The organism is Rhizobium sp. 01L410 (genome assembly GCF_056400165.1).
In genome coordinates, this window is record NZ_JBFTST010000007.1 from 36,058 (window position 1) to 56,244 (window position 20,187).

Here is a 20,187-nt window from a genome sequence, read left to right on the forward strand (position 1 = left end):
CTCGTCCCCTCTTATCCGAGTCAATGGCGGTTTTATAGTGGCATTTGCGGCCCCATGTCTTGGCGCCGCAGTATAGGCCGCTACCGCGATGCGCCATCAAAGGGATTGATCTTCAATGCCCGGAGATCGACCGAGGGAACGCAGCGCAGGTTGATCGCCGCCATTGCCGTTCCATCCGGTGCCGTCGCCTCGCTATACGGCGCAATACCGCAATCGGCACAGAAATTGTGCCGGATTGCGTGGCTCTTGAACGTATAGGTCGACACTTTCTCGCGTGGCGTCTTCAGCTCGAACTGGGTCATCGGCACAAAACCGAGCAAGCCGCCGCGCTTGCGGCAGAAGCTGCAATTGCAATCCAATGCCTCGGCGAACTCACCCTCGACCTCGAAGGCGACGTTGCCGCAGTGACAGCTTCCCTCGTATTTCATGCCGTTTTCCTCCTCGTTTACAGCCAGTCCATGACCACCTTGCCGGAATTGCCCGAGCGCATCGCCTCGAAGCCATCGCGGAATTCACCGATCTTGATGCGATGGGTGATGACAGGCGAAAGATCCAAGCCGCCCTGGACGAAGGCGATCATCTTGTACCAAGTCTCGAACATCTCGCGGCCGTAGATGCCCTTGAGGTTCAGCATCTTGAAGATCACCTTGTTCCAGTCGATCTCGAAGCCGGCCGGCGCAATGCCGAGAATGGCGATCTTGCCGCCATTGTTCATCTTGTCGATCATGTCGCGGAACGCGGGTGCCGCACCAGACATCTCGAGACCGACATCGAAGCCTTCGGTCATGCCGATCGACTTCATCACGTCGGCGAGGTTCTCCTTGGATGCATCGACGACGTAATCGATGCCGAGCTTGCGGGCGAGATCGAGGCGGTTCGGGTTGATATCGGTGATCACGACCTTGCGGGCGCCGGAGCGCTTGGCAACCAGCGCACCCATGATGCCGATCGGTCCGGCACCGGTGACAAGCACGTCTTCGCCAACGAGATCGAAGGAGAGCGCGGTGTGAACGGCATTGCCGAACGGATCGAAGATCGCCGCGATCTCGTCTGGAATATCATCCGGGATCGGCACGACATTGGCTTCCGGAATGCAGACGAACTCGCCGAAGGAGCCCGGGCGGTTGACGCCGACGCCCAGCGTGTTGCGGCAGAGATGGCCCCTGCCCGCCCGGCAGTTGCGGCACTTGCCGCAGACGATATGTCCCTCGCCGGAGACACGCTCGCCGACATGGTATTTGGTGACCGCGGAACCGATCTCGGCAATCTCGCCGCAGAATTCGTGACCGACGACCATCGGCACCGGAATGGTCTTCTGCGCCCACTGGTCCCAGTTCCAGATATGCACGTCGGTGCCGCAGATCGCCGACTTCTTCACGCGGATCAGCACGTCGTTCGGGCCGACCTCGGGAACCGGCACGGTCTCCATCCAGAGCCCGACCTCCGCCTTCGACTTCACCAGCGCCTTCATCATGTTCGACATAATTTTCTTCCTTCGATTGGCGCCCGGCCTCACCGTCCCTTCTCCCCAGCGGGGAGAAGGTGCCCGAAGGGCGGATGAGGGGGCTGCCCCCGTAAACATCAACTGCTCTTCGCTTACGCTCCGAGCCTCGCTTCGCTCGCCCCCTCATCTGTCCTGACGGACATCTTCTCCCCGTGGGGGAGAAGAGGGAGACCGCATCTAGATAACCCCCAGCTCCCTGCCCGCTTCGGCAAAGACGGCAATCGCTCGCTCGACATCGGCTCTCGAATGCGCCGCCGACATCTGCGTGCGGATACGGGCCTGGCCCTTCGGCACGACCGGGAAGGAGAAGCCGACCACATAGACGCCCTTCTTCAGCATCAGCGCCGCCATATCCTGCGCCAGCTTCGCGTCGCCGAGCATCACAGGAATGATCGCATGCCCCTCGCCCGCCAGCGTGAAGCCGAGCTTGGTCATTTCGGTGCGGAACAGCGTCGCGTTGGCCGTAAGCTTTTCGCGCAAGCCATCGCCGTTCTCGATCAGGTCGAAGACCTTCAGCGATGCAGCGGCAATGACCGGGGCCAGCGTGTTCGAGAACAGATAGGGGCGCGAGCGCTGGCGCAGCCAGTCGATGACCTCGGCCTTGCCGGACGTGTAGCCGCCCGAAGCGCCACCCAGCGCCTTGCCGAGCGTCCCGGTGATGATATCGATCCTGCCCTCGACGCCGCAATATTCGGGCGAACCTCGGCCGTTCTTGCCGACGAAGCCGACCGCATGGCTGTCATCGACCATGACCATCGCACCGTATTTATCGGCGAGATCGCACACGCCCTGCAGATTGGCGATGATGCCGTCCATCGAGAAGACGCCGTCGGTGGCGATCATCTTGAAGCGGCTGCCCTCGGCCTTCTTCAGCTCTTCTTCGAGCGCTGCCATGTCGTTGTTGGCATAGCGGAAACGCTTGGCCTTGGAGAGGCGCACGCCGTCGATGATCGAGGCATGGTTCAGGGCGTCCGAAATGATCGCATCCTCTTCGCCGAGCAGCGTCTCGAAGAGGCCCCCATTGGCGTCGAAACAGGATGAATAGAGGATCGTGTCTTCCATGCCGAGGAAGGAGGAGATGCGCGCCTCGAGCTGCTTGTGCTCTTCCTGCGTCCCGCAGATGAAGCGCACCGAAGCCATGCCGTAGCCATACCGGTCGAGCGCCTGCTTGCCGGCTTCGGCAAGCTCCTCGTTGTCAGCAAGGCCCAGATAGTTGTTGGCACAGAAGTTGAGGACGCGGTCGCCGGAAGCAACGGCGATCTCCCCCGCCTGCTTCGAGGTGATGACACGCTCAGACTTGTAAAGCCCTGCGTCCTTGAGGGACGCGAGCTCGGTGGTGAGGTGTGAAAGAAATGCTTTTGTCATTGTAAACGCCATAATCCCCAAAAATTCCTCCGATGGGCGCTGCAATTAGCACAAAGCAAGTGCAGATGTCGCCGATCCGGTACGAAATATTTTCATCAAGCGGCAGTTCCGCTATTATCTGGGATAGTAACGAGAACACGCCAATGGCTCTGCATATCCGAAATCCTGAGATCGATGCCCTCGTAGTCGAGCTGCAAAGGCTCACTGGCGCGCCGACGAAGGCGAGTGCGGTCGAAGCCGCGCTGGAAGGAGCGGTCATGCGGGCTCGCAATGAACAATCAGTCTCTTCGAAGTTGTCACGAGCAAAAGCGATGGCTGATCAGATGGGCTCAAATCAGCCTGGCTTCAACGTGAAGGCCTTCCTCGACGAAAACTGGGAGCTTTGACGCCCCTTAGTCGTCGTGGCTGAGGATCACGTCCAGGAAGGCGTCGCCGTAGCGCTCGAGCTTCGATTGGCCGACGCCGGAGATATCCAGCAGTTCCTTGCGGCTGCGGGGCCGTTCGGTGGCGAAGGCGATCAGGGTCGTGTCGGGGAAGACGACATAGGGCGGGACCCCGAGCGATTTGGCGATCGAGGTGCGCTCGGCCCGGAGCGCCTCGAACAGCAGCCCGTCGGCACCCGACAATCCGGCATGGCGGTTGGTCCGCTCGGCTTTCCGGCTGCTGCGTCCGGCGACCACCCGGTCCTTGCGGAAAAACACCTGCCGCTCATGCTTGAAGACGGTGCGGGCCTCCGCTTCCAGCTTCATCGCCCCATAGGCGTCGTGATCGATGCGGATCAGGCCCATGGCGAGCAGTTGGCGGAAGATCGATTGCCAGGTCTTCGCGGCGATATCTTTCCCTGCACCGAAGACCGGCATCGTCGTATGGCCGAAGCGCTCGGTCTTCTCGTTGGCATTGCCGAGCAGCACGTCGATGACATGGCCGGTACCGAAGCGTTCGCCGGTGCGGTAGACGGCAGCCAGCGCCTTGATCGCGGCTTCCGTTCCATCCCAGGTCTCGACGGGCTTGGTGCAGGTATCGCAGCTGCCGCAGCCGCCTGCATGCGCCTCGCCGAAATGCGCCAGGATGGCCTGGCGGCGGCAGGAGGCGGTCTCGCAGATGGCGAGCAATGCATTCAGCTTGCCGCGCTCGATGCGCTTGATCTCATCGGCCGCGTTGCCCTCGTCGATCATCCGCCGCCGCTGGATGACATCGGCCATCCCGTAGGCCATCCAGACTTCGGAGGGCAGCCCGTCGCGCCCGGCGCGTCCGGTCTCTTGATAATAGGCCTCGACGGAACCCGGCAGATCGAGATGCGCGACATAGCGCACATTCGGCTTGTCGATCCCCATGCCGAAGGCGACGGTGGCGACGAGGCAGAGCTCGTCTTCCTTGAGGAAGGCATCCTGATTGGCATCGCGCATCGCCCGGTCCATGCCGGCGTGATAGGCAAGCGCCCGGATCCCCTGCGTGTTCAGCCACTCGGCCGTGTCCTCCACCTTGGCGCGCGACAGGCAGTAGACGATGCCGCTATTGCCCTTGTGCCCGGACAGGAACCGCAGCAGCTGCTGGCGCGGCTGATCGCGCTCGACGATTTCATAGGCGATGTTCGGCCGGTCGAAGCTGGTGGTAAAGACTTCGGCGCCCTCGAGCCTGAGGCGCTCGATGATGTCCTCGCGCGTATGCGGATCGGCCGTCGCCGTCAGCGCGATGCGCGGCACACCGGGATAGTGCTCGGAAAGCCTGCCGAGCTCGCGATATTCCGGCCGGAAATCATGTCCCCACTGGGAGACACAATGCGCCTCGTCGATCGCAAACAGCGCGATCCTGGCATCGCCGAGGATCTCGCGAAAGCCGTCCATCAGGATCCGCTCGGGCGTCACGTAGAGCATATCCAGCGTGCCCGATGAAATGCCACGGCGGATCTCGACATATTCGTCGCGGCTGATCGAGGAGTTGAGTGCTGCAGCACGGATGCCGAGCTGCTTCATCGCCTCCACCTGATCGCGCATCAGCGCAATCAGCGGCGAAACGACGATGCCGATGCCATCGCGGCAGAGCGCCGGGATCTGGAAGCAGAGCGATTTGCCGGCGCCTGTCGGAAACAGCACCACGGCATCGCCGCCAGATGCGACATGCTCGACCACCGCCTGCTGCTTGCCGCGAAAAGCCGGAAAGCCATAGACGCGCTTCAATATGTCGAGCGGCGCCCTGCCATTGCCGAACAGCGCACTACCCGCCGAAAATGCCTTGTCACCGCCGTCCATCAATGGCTCGCCGCACCCTTGACCCGGCCGGACAGCACGCCGAAGCCGTCGATGATCGCTTCCTGGTTTTCAAGCCGCAAACCTTCGAAATGCACTTCCTGCAAGGCGCGCATCAGCTGGTCGATGATCTCGGCATTGCCCTCTTCCGTCGCCTCGGCGATTTCCCGCTCGAGCTCGATCTTCTGCCAGCGCAGCGCCTTGGCGCGCTTGTGGAAGGCCAGCGCCTGACGGTAGCCCTCGCGCGCATCCTCCATCGCCGCCTCTTCGGTGGCGGTCCAGAGCCGCGCGTTGCGCACCTGCTGATCGAGCCCCTTGAGCAGGCCTGAAAAATCCTGGCGGTCAAGCTCCTCGAAAAGATACTCGCGCGTTAGATGCGGGCTGGCGACCATCGCCGCCGCACCCAGCATCGCCGACCACAGGCGCTGCAGATCGCGGTTGTCATATTCGATGGCGGCGATTTCGTCGTAGTCGTCCTGCATCAGCGCCGGATGATTGATGACGGTGAGCGCCAGCACGCTTTCGCGCAGCGCCGGAATTTCCTGATGACCGCGCACCAGACCGGATCGCGTCAACCGCTCTGAGACCAGATTGACAGTCCGGGCACCGCCCGCCTGCGGGCGGCCCTGACCATCCTTTCCGCGGACATTGCCGCCACCGCCACCGCGTTCGAAATTGCGGCGGTCGCCGCCCCTGTTCTGGAACTGCGGCTGGAAGAACCTGTTCAGGCGGTCGCGGATATCCTGCTGGTAGTGGCGGCGGACGTTCTCGTCGCCGATGACAGCCACCATCTGCTTCAGCCGCGCTTCGAGCTCGGCGCGCGCCTCGGGCGTATCGAAATTGCCGCCGCCGGCTTCCCGGCCCCAGAGCATTTCTGCCAGCGGCTTCGCCTGGCTCATCACCTTGTCGAAGGGCGCACGACCTTCGTTGCGCACGAGATCGTCAGGATCCTTGCCATCCGGCAGCAGCGCGAAGCGCACGGTGCGTCCCGGCTTCAGATGCGGCAGAGCCAGATCGGCCGCGCGGTTGGCAGCACGGATACCGGCGCCGTCGCCATCGAAGCAGAGTACCGGCTGCGACGTCATCTTCCAGAGCAGATCGAGCTGGTTTTCGGTGAGCGCGGTGCCGAGCGGCGCCACGGCATTTTCGATACCCGCCTGATGCAGCGCGATGACATCCATATAGCCTTCGACGGCAATCACCGTCGGCTCGCCGTCAGCACCCTGCAGCGAGCGGCGGGCACGGGCAAAATTATAGAGCACCTGCCCCTTGTGGAAGAGCTCGGTCTCGTTGGAATTCAGATATTTCGCCGGCGCATCCGGCGACATGGCGCGGCCGCCGAACGCAATCACCTTTTCCCGCGACGAGAGGATCGGAAACATGATTCGATCGCGGAACCGGTCGTAGCTGACGGGAATGTCGGATCCATGCACCACGAGACCGCAGGCCTCGATCTGCTCCTTGCCCACGCCCTTGCCCGACAGAAATTCCTTCAGCGCGTTGCGGCTGTCTGGCGCGAAACCGAGCCTGAACGTCTCGATCGTCCGTCCCGTCAGACCGCGGTCGCGCAGATAGGCGCGCGCACGGGCGCCATTGGCGGTCTGCAGCTGATCCTGGAAGAACTGCGTCGCAAGCTCCATGACGTCGAGCAGCGACGTCCGTTCCTTCTCGCGCTTCTCCATCACCGGGTCGGCAACCGGCATCGGCACGCCCGCCATATCAGCGATCTGCTGCACCGCTTCGGGGAAGCTCAGGCCCTCGAGCTCGGTCAGGAACCGGAAGTGATCGCCCGTCACCCCGCAGCCGAAGCAGTGGTAACGGCCCTTGCGATCCTCGCAGTGAAAGCTCGGCGACTTCTCGCCATGGAACGGGCAGCAGGCCCAGTAGTCCCCGCGCGGCACATTGGTCTTGCGCTTGTCCCAGCTGACACGGCGGCCGATCACGTCCGAAATCTGGACGCGGTCGCGTATGTCATCGAGAAAGGAATTAGAAAAGCGCATCAGGACCTCGTGGCTGAGCGATCATATAAGCAGGTTTCCCCCCCGCCGCCACGAACTTCGAGGGAATTGCGCGCTATTCACAGGCTTGACGCCAAGATGATTGTATATACAATTGCATATACAGCGGCGCATGGGTGCCTGGAAGCAATGGAACTTCGGGTGCAGCGTGGAACCTATAGCCAAGCACTTCTCGTCGTTCGAATGGGATGAGAATAAGCGGCAGGCAAATATCCTGAAACATGGAATCGATTTTCCGGCAGCGGCGGCCGCATTGAACAAGCCGCATCTGGAAAAGACGTCCGACCGGCATGGAGAAGTTCGCACACTGGCAGTTTGCCCCGATTCGCAGCGACTGATCGCGATCGTTTATACGATGCGCGGTGAATGCTGCCGCATCATTTCTGCCCGTGCGGCACGCGACAATGAGCAAAGAGCGTATCGTCAGATATTCGGCTGAAGCCATCGAGAAAATGATCGCCGAGGGCAAGGATCGAACTGATCACGCCCGGGTCGGGGCCATGAGCGATGCGGAAATTGAGCGCGCCATGCGCGACGACCCCAATTGGGCCAATACTCTCGATATCGATTGGTCGACCGCAGAGATCGTTCAGCCGCCGGCCAAAAGGCCTCTCTCGATCCGGCTGGATCAAGATGTCATCGATTTCTTTCAATCGAGCGGCAAGGGATATCAGACGCGTATTAACACTGTGCTGCGCCATTACGTCGATCAGCAGAAGATGAAGCAAGAAAAGCGTCAGAAATGACGATCAATAAAGCGTGACGCCCTGCGGCAGGAGGGTGCGACAATTGTGCACGCAGGGCCGCTGTCACGCCAGTTTTCAAGCATTTCCAAAAACATATGAAAATATTGATGTTTTCATTATTTCAATGACTTGTTTCTATCCTCGGCGCTGAAAACGCCTGATGGGAAGCGTGCTAATGAAAAGCCTTGGCGGGCATTCAGACTATCCACAACCCAATTATTATATTTTTGTAATTTGAATACTCCGCTGCGGCGCAATACCGTCTTCTCATCAAAGCGATCCCCGAGCGAGGCACCATCCCTACCCCCGGCGCCGCCTCGCAAGGGTGCCTTTGCAAATACACCGCCAGTGTGGGCCTAGCCCAGCGTCGCTGTCGGCAGCAAAGAGCAAGAAGGCAGGAGCGCCCCCAGCTCCTGCCTTCTTTAATTTTAGGCACAGCTGTCCCGGATTTTTGCAATTTAACCTTGCCGGTTAACTCACCTAACCATTTTTGGGACACTCCGTTCAAAACGGACATTGACTCGGGACGCTGAGAAGGCAAATGGAATAGCCGTCGCCTTGCCGAGTTCCCAGATGTCTTTGACCGCCGAAACACTTGCTATAGACGATCGCTTTTTTGGAGCAGTACTGATCTGCGCCAACGAGATGCTGACGATCTATAAGGAAAGCCCGAGAATCGCCTCCATTTTTGCTGCGCAGCAACGGTGGCTGATGGCGCATTCAGGCTTTGCATTGCATTACGGATTGCCTGGCGAGGAGAAAAAAGGCCTGTATTCCGGGCGTTTCGTGGATTTCGTCGTCAGCAACAAGATCGCCAGCCGCAACACGGCCGCCGCCTTCCTGCAGGAAATGCTCGTCTACCGTTTCCTGCGCCCCTCAAGCGGCCAGGCCGACCGGCGCACGCGCCTCGTCGAGCCGACGGAGACTGCCGAGCAGCACTTCTTCAAGTGGCTGCAGACACATCTTTTCATTCTCGACAACCTGGACGGTGGCAAGCGCGCCGAAAAGCTCAGCACCGAGCCGGCGCTCATTGCGAAAATTCAACCCCTGATTGCTCAGGCTATCATCGCCACAAAGGCGGTGCGCGATCCCGGCGCCACCTACAATCTCTTTAACTGGGCAAATTCCGGCGGTCTTGTCATGGACTATCTGATGTCCCGCCTGCCGGCATTCGATGGCGCGGCCGAACGGATATCCATTGGCCCGGTATCGCTCAGCGACCTGCGCACCCAGTTCATGATTTCCAACACCCATCTGAAGCGCCTCCTCAGCCAGGCGGCGGAGATGGGAAGCGTTGGCTGGGACGAGCCGCCGCGCAAGGGCGACCTGTGGCTTTCGCGCGGCTTCATTCTCGAATACCGCGATTACCAGGCAGCCAAGTTCGCGGTCGTCGATGCGGCGGCCGAGACTGTGCTCGGCCGCGCCATCTGATTTACATCACTGATTTACTTCAAGAGTTCCTTGACGGCGCCTGAAGCCTTGGCGAAATCCATCTGCCCGGCATAGCGCTCCTTCAGAGCGGCCATCACCTTGCCCATGTCCTTCGGGCCTTCTGCACCGGTTTCCGCGATGATCGCCGAGATATTGGCGCGCACTTCGGCATCCGAAAGCTGTTTCGGCAGGAAATCCTGGATCACGGTGATTTCGGCGCGTTCCTTCGCGGCCAGCTCAGGGCGCGAATTCTCTTCGTAGATCTTCGCCGATTCGTCGCGCTGCTTCACCATCTTGGCGAGGATCTGCAGAATCTCGTCGTCGCTGGCTTCTTCCTTGCCGGCTCCGCGATTGGCGATATCACGATCCTTGGTGGCCGCCTGAATGAGACGGATCGTCGAAAGGCGCTCGGCATTCTTGGCTTTCATCGCCTCTTTGAGGGCGGTGGCGAGTTGATCGCGCAGCATTATTTCACTCCTGTTGAATGGCGCTACATAAACCACGCAAATGGGGAGGATCAAATAAATTGCGATATCAGCGCCAGAAACCGCAGGAAAAGCGTGCTCCGATACGTTAGAAAAGATTGACGGCAGGCGAGAGCGTGGCTATCTACCGCCACCTGCACCAAAATTCGTGATCAGGCCTGAGACGCGCGGCGGCGAGCTGCGCCCATACGCTTGCGAACACAAATGGCAGCCTGACGGCCCAAGACGTCGAGAGCAGCCGGAAACGGGATGATGATGACCGCGACAGCCCCCTGGACCATTGAAAAGCCGACCGCCCTGCTCGTTCTCGCAGATGGCACCGTCATCGAAGGAAAGGGCATCGGCGCGACCGGCAAGGTCCAGGCCGAAGTGGTCTTCAACACGGCGCTCACAGGCTACGAGGAAATCCTCACCGACCCCTCCTATCTCGGTCAGATCGTTACCTTCACCTTCCCGCATATCGGCAATATCGGCACCAATGAAGAAGACATCGAAGACCTGACGCCGGCAGCACGCCACGGCGCGGTCGGCGTCATCTTCAAGGCCGATACCACCGAACCGTCCAACTACCGCGCCGCCAAGCATCTCGACGCCTGGCTGAAGGCCCGCGGCATCATCGGCCTCTGCGGCATCGACACGCGCGCCCTCACCGCCTGGATTCGCGAGAACGGCTCGCCGAACGCCGTCATCGCCCATGATCCGAATGGCGTCTTCGACGTCGATACGCTGAAGGCCGAAGCCAAGGCCTGGAGCGGTCTCGAAGGTCTCGACCTCGCCAAGATTGCCTCTTCCGGCCAGTCCTCGCAGTGGACGCAGACGCCCTGGATCTGGAACGAAGGCTATGGCGAACTCGGCGCTGCCGATGCCAAGTACCACGTCGTCTGCCTCGACTACGGCGTGAAGCGCAACATTCTGCGCCTCTTCGCCGGCCTCGACTGCAAGGTCACCGTCATGCCGGCAACGGCGAGCGCCGAAGACGTGCTTGCGGTCAACCCCGATGGCATCTTCCTGTCGAACGGCCCGGGCGACCCGGCCGCAACGGGTGCTTATGCCGTCCCGGTCATCCAGACGCTGATCAAGACCGACATCCCGGTCTTCGGCATCTGCCTCGGCCACCAGATGCTGGGTCTCGCACTCGGCGCCAAGACCGAAAAGATGCACCAGGGCCATCACGGCGCCAACCATCCGGTCAAGGATCACACGACGGGCAAGGTCGAGATCGTCTCGATGAACCACGGCTTCGCGGTTGACACGAAGTCGCTGCCGGAAGGCGTTGAGGAGACTCACGTTTCGCTGTTCGACGGCACCAATTGCGGCCTGCGCGTCTCCGGCAAGCAGATCTTCTCGGTGCAGCATCACCCGGAAGCCTCGCCCGGCCCGCAGGACAGCCACTACCTCTTCCGCCGCTTCATCAACATGGTGCGCGCCAAGAAGGGTGAAGAGGCGCTTGCCGAACGGTAAGAGCAGCCGCTATTTCTTAACAGCACCTTAAGTGCGGCGGTGTTACTCATCAGTCAGTTTATGCGTTGACTGGACAATGAATGAGAGAGCGCCGCCACATTGCAAGCCTTGACGGATTGCGCGGCATCACCGCGCTCGCCGTCGTCATGGCGCATGTCTATCTGGTCTTTCCAGCGCTCGGTCCGCTGCCTCTGCCTGATATCGGCAGCGGCGCCGTGGCGATATTCTTTGCTATCAGCGGCTTCCTGATGGCCTATCTCTATGGTGACCGGCCATTCTCCAGAAAGAATGCCTCCGATTTCCTCGTCAGCCGCTTTGCCCGCATCTATCCGGTCTATCTCGCCGCCGTGCTGCTGGTCGTTGTCCTCTCGGCCGTTCCCGGTCTCGGTTATATCGATCCGATAACGGGACCCTTCCAGATCGTCCGTCATATCGTCATGCTCGGCTCGACCGGCGTTCTCTGGACGATCCCGCCCGAGATCCAGTTCTATCTGGTCTTCCCGTTCATCTGGATGTTTCTGGCCAATCCGTTGCGCTACCAGTGGATCGCTGTGCTGATCGGCTGCCTGCTGGCGATCGACGGTCTTCTCGGCTTTCCGGGAAGCGGCATCCTCTTGATATCGAAGCTGCCCTATTTCCTGCTCGGCGTGCTGGCCGGCTACCTGCACCCGCGCCTGCAAAGTGCAGCCCGCGGCATAACAGTCGGCGTCATGGCGATCCTCTTGCCGGCCTTTCTGCTCAGCCATCGCGCCCTCTCGATCGAGGTCTCCGACACTCTCTGGGGCATGTCGACCGCGCTTGCCGCTGCTCTCTCCGTTCTGCTCGTCGCCCGCGAGCATCCGATTTCCGCCGCGCTGTTCGCCTCCCGCCCCTTCCGTTTTCTGGGAACGATCAGCTTTTCGCTCTATCTCCTGCATGTGCCCTGCCTGTTCCTGACGGCCAAGCTGCTCGCAGGCATGCCGCTCTGGCTCGTCATCCCGATCGGATGTGCCGTCGCGCTCGCAGTCGCCACCGCGAGCTACCACGTCATCGAGGCGCCATGCCGCATCTTCCTCGTCAATCGCTGGAAGCGCCGCAATCCGCGCAAGGCAGAGCTCTTGACCTCAACTTGACTTGACGAATGACAGCCGCGTGGGCGCACGCGCCGGCATTGCCAGTCACGGACCCGGTGGCGGCCTGACGTTGACGAATGGCCGGGCTCAGGCGCCAGCCGTTCTCCCCTCGCGGCGCACGAGAATATAGAAGCGGGCGCAGAGCATGGTCGCTGCTGCCGCAAGCCCCACCAGGAAGCCGAACCAGATACCGACGCCGCCGAAACCGAGCGGGAAGGCCAGCAGCCATGCCAGGAAGAAGCCGATCGGCCAATAGGCGATCAGCGCCAGGATCATCGGCACGCGCGCGTCCTTCAGCCCGCGCAGCAGGCCGCTGGCGATCGCCTGGATCCCATCCACCAGCTGGAACAGCCCCGCAACGACGATCAGCGGACCCGCATAGGCGAGTACCGCCGCCGCTTCCGGGTGACTGGTATCGAGGAACCAGCGCGCGAAAAACTCCGGCATGACGGCAAACAGGATACCGCCGAGCGCCGAAACCACACAGGCGATGATCATCACGGTGATCGAGGCGCGCACCACGGCAAGATGATCGCCCTGCCCGTGGGCGATGCCGATGCGAACCGTTGCCGCCTGGCTAAGGCCGAGTGGGATCATGAAGGCGATCGACGCCCATTGCAGTGCGATGCCGTGGGCGGCCAGCTCGATCGTGCCGATGCGGCCCATCAGCAGCGACGCTGCGGTAAACAGGCTGACTTCGGCCAGGATCGTGATGCTGATCGGCAGACCGAGACGCACGACGTCCCAGAGCGCGTGCCAGTCCGGCCGCCAGAAGCGCACCAGGATCTCGTAGCGGCGCGTCTCCTCTTTCATCTGCACATAGGCGAGGATGAACAGGAAGCCCGCCGTCTGCACGGCAACGGAAACGATCGCCGCGCCTTCTAGACCCATCGCCGGAAAGCCGAAATGGCCGAGCACCAGGATGTAGGCAAAGATCGCGTTCAGCACCAGCATGGCAATCGTGACATTGAGCACCACAGCCGCCTTGCCGATGGCGCTCACCAGCGCCCGCATGACATTGTAGAGCAGGCCCGGCAGTACGGCGAAATGGCCGATCAGGATATAGCCATGTGCGAGCTTGGCGACCTCGGGCTTCTGCCCGGCGGCCAGCAGGATTTCCTCTGCATAGAAGAAGGCTGGCTGCATGACCAGCCAATAGGCGGTAACGACCCAGAGACCCATGCGCATCGAGCGGCGCACCGTGACGATATCGCCACGCCCATAGGCCTGCGCCACCATCGGAATGACGGCGATCGCAAAGCCCGAGCCGAAGATCAGGATGGTGAAGAGGAACTGTGCCGACAGCACCATGGCCGCCAGGTTTTCAGCGCCGAGCTGGCCGACGATCATCACGTCGGTCGTATTGATGCCGAGCTGGGCGAGCTGCGCGCCGATGAAGGGTATGCCGAGCGCCAGCGTCGCACGGAAATGCGATCCCCAATGGTTGTCGGTGTGCGGCGCGAGCTTGTTCACGTCAACAGGCGTGTCCATGGCAAAAGTCCAATTGTTTTGAATCGTTTTCGGCCGCGGAATGGCGGCAAGTTATTACCGGGCCTTAGATCAAAGCCCGGCAAAGAGCTACCCTAAAACAGGCAAATGCTGAAATATTCATCACAGCATCACTGAATCTGATGGCTATTCTGCCAGAGCTTCGATCGTCTTCGGCCGCGACGGTCGCACCTTAATGAAGAACACCACCGCCGCCACGAGAATGAAGAAAGCCGCCATCAGATAAGGGGCACCTGCAAAGGTAACCGGCGCATCCGGCTTGGTGAAATAGCCGAACAGCTGCGTGAAAATCACCGGGCCGATGATCGTGGTGATGCTGCTAAGGCTGGTCAGCGCGCCCTGCAACTCACCCTGCGCCGACGGCGGCACCTTGCCGGCCGCAATGCTGCGCAGCGGCGGATCAGCGACATTCTCCATGACCGTCATGACGATGATCACATAGACCATCCAGCCCTCCCAGGCGAAGGCATAGCCGGTCAGGCCGACGACCGAAAAGCAGAGACCGATGACCGCCGTCTTCCACTCGCCGAGAACAGGAACGACCTTCGGCAGCACTAGCCCCATGACGATCGCCGCGCCGATGCCGTAGATGCCGAGCGACAGGCCGATCTGACCCTCGCTCCAGCCATAGCGGTAGGTGCCGACGAAGGACCAGACGGCTGGATAAACCGAATGCGCCAGCCAGAACAGGAACATCACGGCGGCAACCCAGCCGATGCCGGGATAGTGGCGCATCTGCTTCAAGGCGCCGAGCGGGTTGGCGCGCTTCCATTCGAAGGGGCGGCGATGCTTCGCATCCAAGGTCTCGGGCAGCAGGAAATAGGCGGCGGCGAAATTCAGGAACGACACCAGCGCCGCCCCGAAAAACGGCACGCGTGGCCCGAATTCGCCGAGAAAGCCGCCAATGACAGGGCCAACGGTAAAGCCGACGCCGAAGGCGATGCCGATCAGGCCGAAATTCTTCGCCCGATTCTCTTCGGTGCTGATATCGGCGATATAGGCCGAGCAGGTGGCGAAACTGCCGCCACTGAAGCCCGCCAGCGCCCGGCCGACAAACAGCATCCAGAAGCTGGTGGCGACCGCGCAGATGAAATTGTCGATAGCGAAGGTGAGCACCGAAATCAGCAGGATCGGCCTGCGTCCGAACCGGTCACTGAGATTGCCGAGCAGCGGCGCGAACAGAAACTGCATGATCGCATAGACGACGAGCAGCCAGCCGCCATCCAGCGCCGCGTCGCTGACGCTGCCGCCCGTCAACTCTTCCAGATAGGCGGGAAGAACCGGCATGATGATCGCAATCCCGATCACATCGAGAAACAGGATCACGAAAACCAGGAACAGGCCGCGGCTTACGAATTTGGGATCAAGCATGAGTCATCTCTCAACAGCTGCTGTTTTCTGGAAAGACGATCTCATCGCCGGGAATGTTACATAGCCGAAGCAGAAAAATGAAACAATACGTGAACATTTCAAAGTTTTTGATGGCGAAGACAATGAAATTGATCGCGCCCGCGAACAAAACGGGATTATGAGCCCCTCCGCCCCTCGGCCTTGACGAAATCGACGAATGCGCGAAGTGCGGGCGGCATGTGCTTGCGGCTGGCATAATAGAGGAACGGCCCGGAGAATTCCGTGACCCATTCCTCGAGGATCGGCACCAGTTCGCCCCGTTCAAATCCGGGAAGCAGCACTTCCTCGAATGTCCTGATGATGCCAAGGCCTGCAATCGCGGCTCCCACTTCCATCTCGATCGAGTTTGCAACCAGCGGCCCGGACACCGATAGCGTCAGCGTCTCCTCGCCGCGGTCGAACTCCCAGGCGAAATGCGCGCGGCTGCGAAAGCGATGGCGGATGCAGTCATGCTCCAGCAGGTCGCGCGGATGAGCGGGTGTGCCGCGCCGTTGCAGATAGGCAGGCGATGCAGCCGTGACATAGCGCTGGCGGCGCGGACCGATCGGCACGGCGATCATGTCGCGCTCCAGCCGTTCGTCGTAACGGATACCGGCATCGAAGCCCGCCTCGACGACATCGACAAAGTCGTCCTCCGCAAGGATCTCCAGCTTGATCTCCGGGTAAAGCGCCAGGAACCGGCTGGCGATCTCAGGCAGGAAGAGCCGCGACACGATGGTCGGCACGTTCAGCCGCAAAGTGCCGGCCGGGCTGTCGCGGAAACTGTCGAGCTGTCCGAGTGCCGAGGCGACCTCCCCCAGCGCCGGCGCCAGCCGTTCCAGGAGACGTTCGCCTGCCTCGGTCGGCGTGACGCTGCGGGTCGTGCGGTTGAGCAGCCGCACGCCGAGCCGCTCTTCCAGCCGCCGCAGGGAATCGCTGAGCGACGACGGCGAGACGCCGCGCTTGCGGGCCGCGGCACGAAAGCTTCGCTCCCTTGCAATCGCCGTGAAGGCATCCAGATCACTGAGGGGCAGATCATCCATTGTGCATTTTCCCGTACGGCTCATTCGCCACTATCCGGATTATCGCACACATTCACAGACGATAGAAAGAGTGCCGAACGCATCACAAGGAGAAGACAATGCAAACCTATCGCCTGGGAAAGACCGGCCCCGAAGTCTCCGCCATCGGCCTCGGCTGCATGGGCATGTCCGGCATGTATGGACCCGCCGATCGGGTCGAAAGCATTGCGACCATCCACGCCGCGCTCGATGCCGGGATCAACCTGCTTGATACCGGTGATTTCTATGGCATGGGCCACAATGAAATGCTGATCGGCGAAGCGCTGAAGAACCGCAAGCGCGAGGACCTCATCATCAGCGTCAAGACCGGCGCTCTGCGCGATCCGCTCGGCGCCTGGAACGGCTATGATTCCCGCCCGGCAGCGCTGAAGAATTTCATCGCCTATTCGCTGCAGCGGCTCGGCACCGATTATATCGACATCTACCGCCCTGCCCGTCTCGATCCGAACGTGCCGATCGAGGAAACCGTCGGTGCCATCGCCGACATGATCAAGGCCGGCTACGTCCGCCATATCGGCCTCTCCGAAGTCGGCGCCGATACCATCCGCCGTGCCGCCGCCGTTCACCCGATCGCCGACCTGCAGATCGAATATTCGCTGATCTCCCGCGGCATCGAGGATCAGATCCTCCCCACCTGCCGCGAACTCGGCATCTCGATCACCGCCTATGGCGTCCTGTCGCGCGGCCTGATCAGCGGTCACTGGCAGAAGGGCCAGGATGGCGGCAAAGGCGATTTCCGCGCCGTCAGCCCGCGCTTCCAGGCTGCCAATATCGATCAGAACCTCGCTCTCGTCGAGGAACTGCGCAAGATCGCTGCGGAAAAGCAGGTCAGCGTCGCCCAGATCGCCATCGCCTGGGTCGCGGCACAAGGCAAGGATATCGTCCCGCTGATCGGCGCCCGCCGCCGCGTTCGGCTCAGCGAAGCGCTGGGATCACTCGCCGTCGAACTGACGGGCGGAGACATGGCGGCCATCGAACGGGCAATCCCGAAAGACTCTGCCGCTGGCGCCCGTTATCCGGACGCGCAGCTGAAGCATATGGATAGTGAACGCTGACGAGAAGGCTCCGCCGACAAACTGCGAGGGCCCCCTCACTCAGACCGGACCGCTAAAGGTGTCGCAAGCAGAAACCTTGCCGCTGTCGAAGCCCTGCTTGAACCATTTGACACGCTGCGCCGAGGTTCCGTGGTTGAAGCTGTCGGGGACGACATAGCCCTGGCTGCGCTTCTGCAGCGTATCGTCGCCGATCTGCTGGGCGGCATTCAGCGCGTCCGCGATATCGTCGGGATTGATATAGCCCTTGCGCTGCTCGAACTTGGCGAAGACGCCGGCGAAGCAATCGGCCTGCAGCTCGACGCGCACAGACATCTTGTTGGCATCGACCTCGCTCATCCGCTGGCGGGCCTCGTTGAACTTCGGCAGCACGCCCAGAATGTTCTGAACGTGATGGCCGACCTCGTGGGCGATGACATAGGCCTCGGCAAATTCGCCCTTGGCGCCAAACTGCTGGCTGAGCTGGCGGAAGAAATCGGTGTCGAGATAGACCTTGCGGTCGACGGGGCAGTAGAACGGGCCTGATGCGGCAGATGCAGCGCCGCAGCCGGAACGCGTCGAGCCCGAGAACAGCACAAGAGCCGGCTTTTCGTAAGTCTGGCCCGATGCCTGGAAGATACCGGTCCAGGTATCTTCGGTATCGGCAAGCACGGTGCGCACGAAAGCCGTCATGTCGTCATTGGCAGGCGTTCCATTGCCCTGCGACTGGCTCTGTTCGTAGCCCGATCCGCCATTCATCGTGCCGTCCATGACCTGCATCAGGTCGATACCCATCGCCTTAAAGATGAAATAGATGACGACGAGGAAGATGATCGTGCCGATCGACAGCCCGCCTCCACCGCGGCGCATGCCGCCCGAGGGAAAGCTGAACCCGCCGCCACGGCCGAAGGGACTCTGCCCGCCGCTGGAAGGGTCTCCGCGGCGATCCTCGATATTGTCCGATTGACGGCGGCCCTTCCATTCCATCTCAACTCTCCCCGGCAGTGCCAAATGCACCTCTGCAGCCAACAGTTATATATCCGCCGCGACTGTGAATTCCAGCGGCTTCATGCCGCCGGCCGCATCCGCGAAGAGAGCACGATGGCTGCGGCGGCAGAGGTCACCACAAGCCCGGCGGCAAGCGCGACCATATCGTGCCCGGAAAACACCACTGAGTTCATGATCCGCCCTGGCAGGAAGGTGAACAGCCCGGCAATGACGATGCCGCCGAAATAGATCGAGCGGACGATATGGCGATGCCTGACGACATCGTGGCGCCGGGCTGCAGCAATCGCCTGCCAGGCACCGAACAGTGTTGCTATCGACAGCAGGTGAATGGGGCTAAAACCGTAAAACATGTTGAGCTCGTGAATGAAGAAGGTGGAGAGCGCGGTGATCACCATCAGCCCCATCCAGATCTTGCCGAGCAACCGGTGCCGCGGCGTGCCCTTGGGCCGCGACAGCAGATAGGCGCCGAGCAAGGCAGCGGGCACGACCGTCGCAACATGAATCTGGATTGCAGGCTGCGCATCGAGCAAGGGTTCTAGGGTCATCTACTATCTCCTCGGGAACGCCATGATCTTTCCGCCGGATGCGGCCCGGCGCAAGAGGCGGGCGTCAACTCTTTCGGCTCTTCCCGGGGCCTTGCCGTCAAGCCTTGACGCATCAGCCCATTTTTGCGCCTGATGGCGTCGGAGCGAGGAGAAAATCATGAAGGCCCTGCGTCTGGAAGCAACCGGCAGACTTGCCGTGGTGGAAGCCGAAAAGCCGGTTCCCGGCCCGAACGATATCCTGGTCAAGGTGGATGCCTGCGGCATCTGCGGCACCGACCGCCATCTTTTCCACGGCGAATTTCCCTCGACGCCGCCCGTCATCCTCGGACACGAATTCACCGGCATCGTCGAGGCGGTCGGTTCCGGCGTGAAGAATTTCCGGGCCGGGATGCGCGTTACCGGCGATCCGAACATTTCCTGCGGCCTTTGCCCGGAATGCCAGCGCGGCCGGGTCAACCTCTGCCGCAACCTGCGCGCCATCGGCATCCACCGCGACGGCGGCTTCGCCGATTATGTCTGCATGCCGGAAACGCAGGCCTACGCCCTGCCCGCCGGTCTCGATCCTCTGCACGGCGCCTTCTGCGAACCGCTGGCCTGCTGCATCCACGGCGTCGACATGGCCGGCATCACGACCGGCCAATCGGTCGTCGTGCTGGGCGGCGGCGTCATCGGGCTGCTGGTCGTCCAGCTCGCCCGCCTTGCCGGCGCCACGCGCGTCGTCCTCGCCACCCGCAACGCCGAAAAGCGCCGCCTCGCCGAACAACTTGGCGCAACAGCGACCGTCGATCCGTCGGCCGGCGATATCGTCGAGCTGACCTGCGGCAGGAATGGCCTTCTGCCTGACGGCGCCGATGTCGTCATCGAATGCGCCGGCGTTCCGGAGACCATCGAACAGGCGCCCCGCCTCGCCCGAAAAGGCGGCACCGCCGTCATCCTCGGCGTCATGCCGCAGCGCGCAACGGTCTCGATCGAACCCTTCGACTTGCTCTTCCGGGAAATCCGCCTGCTCGGCTCCTTCGTCAACCCCTTCACCCATGCCCGCGCCGCCGATCTGATCGCGTCGGGTGCCATCAAGGTCGAACCGCTGATTTCCCGCAGGATCGGCTTCGAGGAAGCCCTCAGGACCATCATCAGCCCCACACCGGCAGGCGAGATCCGGGCCTTGGTGATACCGGGCCTTTGACACCCCTCGGGAGCGTCAGCGGATTCCTGTCGATTCCGCAATTTATGGGGTTCCGTTTCGGTTTCGCTTTGC

19 protein-coding genes are annotated in these 20,187 nt (G+C 61.5%); 8 read left to right on the forward strand and 11 right to left on the reverse strand.

Features of this window, described 5'->3' with window-relative positions; genetic code table 11:
* Nucleotides 1–80 precede the first annotated feature (80 nt).
* The 3 genes from AC1DV9_RS16440 to AC1DV9_RS16450 all read right to left on the reverse strand — a co-directional run bounded on the left by AC1DV9_RS16440 (nt 81) and on the right by AC1DV9_RS16450 (nt 2,869).
* Nucleotides 81–428: a GFA family protein gene (locus AC1DV9_RS16440; protein WP_477949140.1), complete on the reverse strand. Its 348-nt coding sequence runs from the start codon at nt 426–428 to the stop codon at nt 81–83.
* Between the two features lie 17 nt (nt 429–445).
* Nucleotides 446–1,483: an L-threonine 3-dehydrogenase gene (gene tdh / locus AC1DV9_RS16445; protein ID WP_477949142.1), complete on the reverse strand. Its 1,038-nt coding sequence runs from the start codon at nt 1,481–1,483 to the stop codon at nt 446–448.
* A gap of 198 nt (nt 1,484–1,681) precedes the next feature.
* Nucleotides 1,682–2,869 carry a glycine C-acetyltransferase gene (locus AC1DV9_RS16450; RefSeq protein WP_477949143.1) on the reverse strand — a complete coding sequence of 396 codons (1,188 nt, stop codon included), beginning with the start codon at nt 2,867–2,869 and terminating at the stop codon, nt 1,682–1,684.
* Between the two features lie 143 nt (nt 2,870–3,012).
* Between AC1DV9_RS16450 and AC1DV9_RS16455 the strand changes: the two genes are divergently transcribed.
* Nucleotides 3,013–3,255, forward strand: coding sequence for a type II toxin-antitoxin system VapB family antitoxin (locus tag AC1DV9_RS16455; RefSeq protein ID WP_477949145.1), 243 nt, complete (start codon nt 3,013–3,015; stop codon nt 3,253–3,255).
* A 6-nt stretch (nt 3,256–3,261) separates the two neighbouring features.
* Here the strand turns inward: AC1DV9_RS16455 and recQ are convergent, their stop codons facing one another.
* Nucleotides 3,262–5,118, reverse strand: coding sequence for a DNA helicase RecQ (gene recQ / locus AC1DV9_RS16460; protein WP_477949147.1), 1,857 nt, complete (start codon nt 5,116–5,118; stop codon nt 3,262–3,264).
* Nucleotides 5,118–7,115 carry a DNA primase gene (gene dnaG, locus AC1DV9_RS16465; RefSeq protein WP_477949149.1) on the reverse strand — a complete coding sequence of 666 codons (1,998 nt, stop codon included), beginning with the start codon at nt 7,113–7,115 and terminating at the stop codon, nt 5,118–5,120. The genes recQ and dnaG overlap by 1 nt, the downstream gene beginning before the upstream one ends.
* Before the next feature lie 130 nt (nt 7,116–7,245).
* Here dnaG and AC1DV9_RS16470 point away from each other — a divergent pair, with 130 nt between their 5' ends.
* From AC1DV9_RS16470 to AC1DV9_RS16480, 3 genes are all read left to right on the forward strand, one after another.
* Nucleotides 7,246–7,572, forward strand: a complete 327-nt coding sequence (locus AC1DV9_RS16470; RefSeq protein ID WP_477949150.1) for a BrnT family toxin — start codon at nt 7,246–7,248, stop codon at nt 7,570–7,572.
* On the forward strand, nt 7,538–7,879 hold the full coding sequence (locus tag AC1DV9_RS16475) for a BrnA antitoxin family protein (protein ID WP_477949152.1): 342 nt from the start codon (nt 7,538–7,540) through the stop codon (nt 7,877–7,879). Before AC1DV9_RS16470 ends, AC1DV9_RS16475 begins: the two co-directional genes overlap by 35 nt.
* Before the next feature lie 573 nt (nt 7,880–8,452).
* Nucleotides 8,453–9,310, forward strand: coding sequence for a hypothetical protein (locus AC1DV9_RS16480; protein ID WP_477940235.1), 858 nt, complete (start codon nt 8,453–8,455; stop codon nt 9,308–9,310).
* A 14-nt stretch (nt 9,311–9,324) separates the two neighbouring features.
* Here the strand turns inward: AC1DV9_RS16480 and AC1DV9_RS16485 are convergent, their stop codons facing one another.
* Nucleotides 9,325–9,777 carry a GatB/YqeY domain-containing protein gene (locus tag AC1DV9_RS16485; RefSeq protein WP_112537821.1) on the reverse strand — a complete coding sequence of 151 codons (453 nt, stop codon included), beginning with the start codon at nt 9,775–9,777 and terminating at the stop codon, nt 9,325–9,327.
* 273 nt (nt 9,778–10,050) lie between these two features.
* On the opposite strand from AC1DV9_RS16485, the gene carA reads away from it, so the two are divergent.
* Both carA and AC1DV9_RS16495 read left to right on the forward strand, forming a co-directional pair.
* Nucleotides 10,051–11,256 carry a glutamine-hydrolyzing carbamoyl-phosphate synthase small subunit gene (gene carA, locus AC1DV9_RS16490; protein ID WP_477949505.1) on the forward strand — a complete coding sequence of 402 codons (1,206 nt, stop codon included), beginning with the start codon at nt 10,051–10,053 and terminating at the stop codon, nt 11,254–11,256.
* A gap of 80 nt (nt 11,257–11,336) precedes the next feature.
* The gene (locus tag AC1DV9_RS16495) at nt 11,337–12,368 is read left to right on the forward strand and encodes an acyltransferase family protein (protein ID WP_477949153.1); all 1,032 of its coding nucleotides are present in this window, start codon (nt 11,337–11,339) and stop codon (nt 12,366–12,368) included.
* An 87-nt stretch (nt 12,369–12,455) separates the two neighbouring features.
* On the opposite strand, the gene AC1DV9_RS16500 is transcribed toward AC1DV9_RS16495, so the two are convergent.
* From AC1DV9_RS16500 to AC1DV9_RS16510, 3 genes are all read right to left on the reverse strand, one after another.
* Nucleotides 12,456–13,859, reverse strand: coding sequence for an MATE family efflux transporter (locus AC1DV9_RS16500; protein WP_477949155.1), 1,404 nt, complete (start codon nt 13,857–13,859; stop codon nt 12,456–12,458).
* A 144-nt stretch (nt 13,860–14,003) separates the two neighbouring features.
* On the reverse strand, nt 14,004–15,248 hold the full coding sequence (locus AC1DV9_RS16505; protein WP_477949157.1) for a TCR/Tet family MFS transporter: 1,245 nt from the start codon (nt 15,246–15,248) through the stop codon (nt 14,004–14,006).
* A gap of 155 nt (nt 15,249–15,403) precedes the next feature.
* Nucleotides 15,404–16,309 carry a LysR family transcriptional regulator gene (locus tag AC1DV9_RS16510; RefSeq protein ID WP_477949159.1) on the reverse strand — a complete coding sequence of 302 codons (906 nt, stop codon included), beginning with the start codon at nt 16,307–16,309 and terminating at the stop codon, nt 15,404–15,406.
* A gap of 98 nt (nt 16,310–16,407) precedes the next feature.
* Here AC1DV9_RS16510 and AC1DV9_RS16515 point away from each other — a divergent pair, with 98 nt between their 5' ends.
* Nucleotides 16,408–17,403 (forward strand): aldo/keto reductase, encoded by a 996-nt coding sequence (locus tag AC1DV9_RS16515; protein WP_477949161.1) that lies wholly within the window; start codon nt 16,408–16,410, stop codon nt 17,401–17,403.
* A gap of 39 nt (nt 17,404–17,442) precedes the next feature.
* On the opposite strand, the gene ypfJ is transcribed toward AC1DV9_RS16515, so the two are convergent.
* Together ypfJ and AC1DV9_RS16525 are read right to left on the reverse strand one after the other, a co-directional pair.
* Nucleotides 17,443–18,366, reverse strand: a complete 924-nt coding sequence (gene ypfJ, locus AC1DV9_RS16520) for a KPN_02809 family neutral zinc metallopeptidase (protein WP_112515789.1) — start codon at nt 18,364–18,366, stop codon at nt 17,443–17,445.
* An 80-nt stretch (nt 18,367–18,446) separates the two neighbouring features.
* Nucleotides 18,447–18,932 (reverse strand): DUF2306 domain-containing protein, encoded by a 486-nt coding sequence (locus AC1DV9_RS16525; RefSeq protein ID WP_477949162.1) that lies wholly within the window; start codon nt 18,930–18,932, stop codon nt 18,447–18,449.
* Between the two features lie 157 nt (nt 18,933–19,089).
* Here AC1DV9_RS16525 and AC1DV9_RS16530 point away from each other — a divergent pair, with 157 nt between their 5' ends.
* Nucleotides 19,090–20,115, forward strand: a complete 1,026-nt coding sequence (locus tag AC1DV9_RS16530; RefSeq protein WP_477949163.1) for a zinc-dependent alcohol dehydrogenase family protein — start codon at nt 19,090–19,092, stop codon at nt 20,113–20,115.
* Nucleotides 20,116–20,187 lie beyond the last annotated feature (72 nt).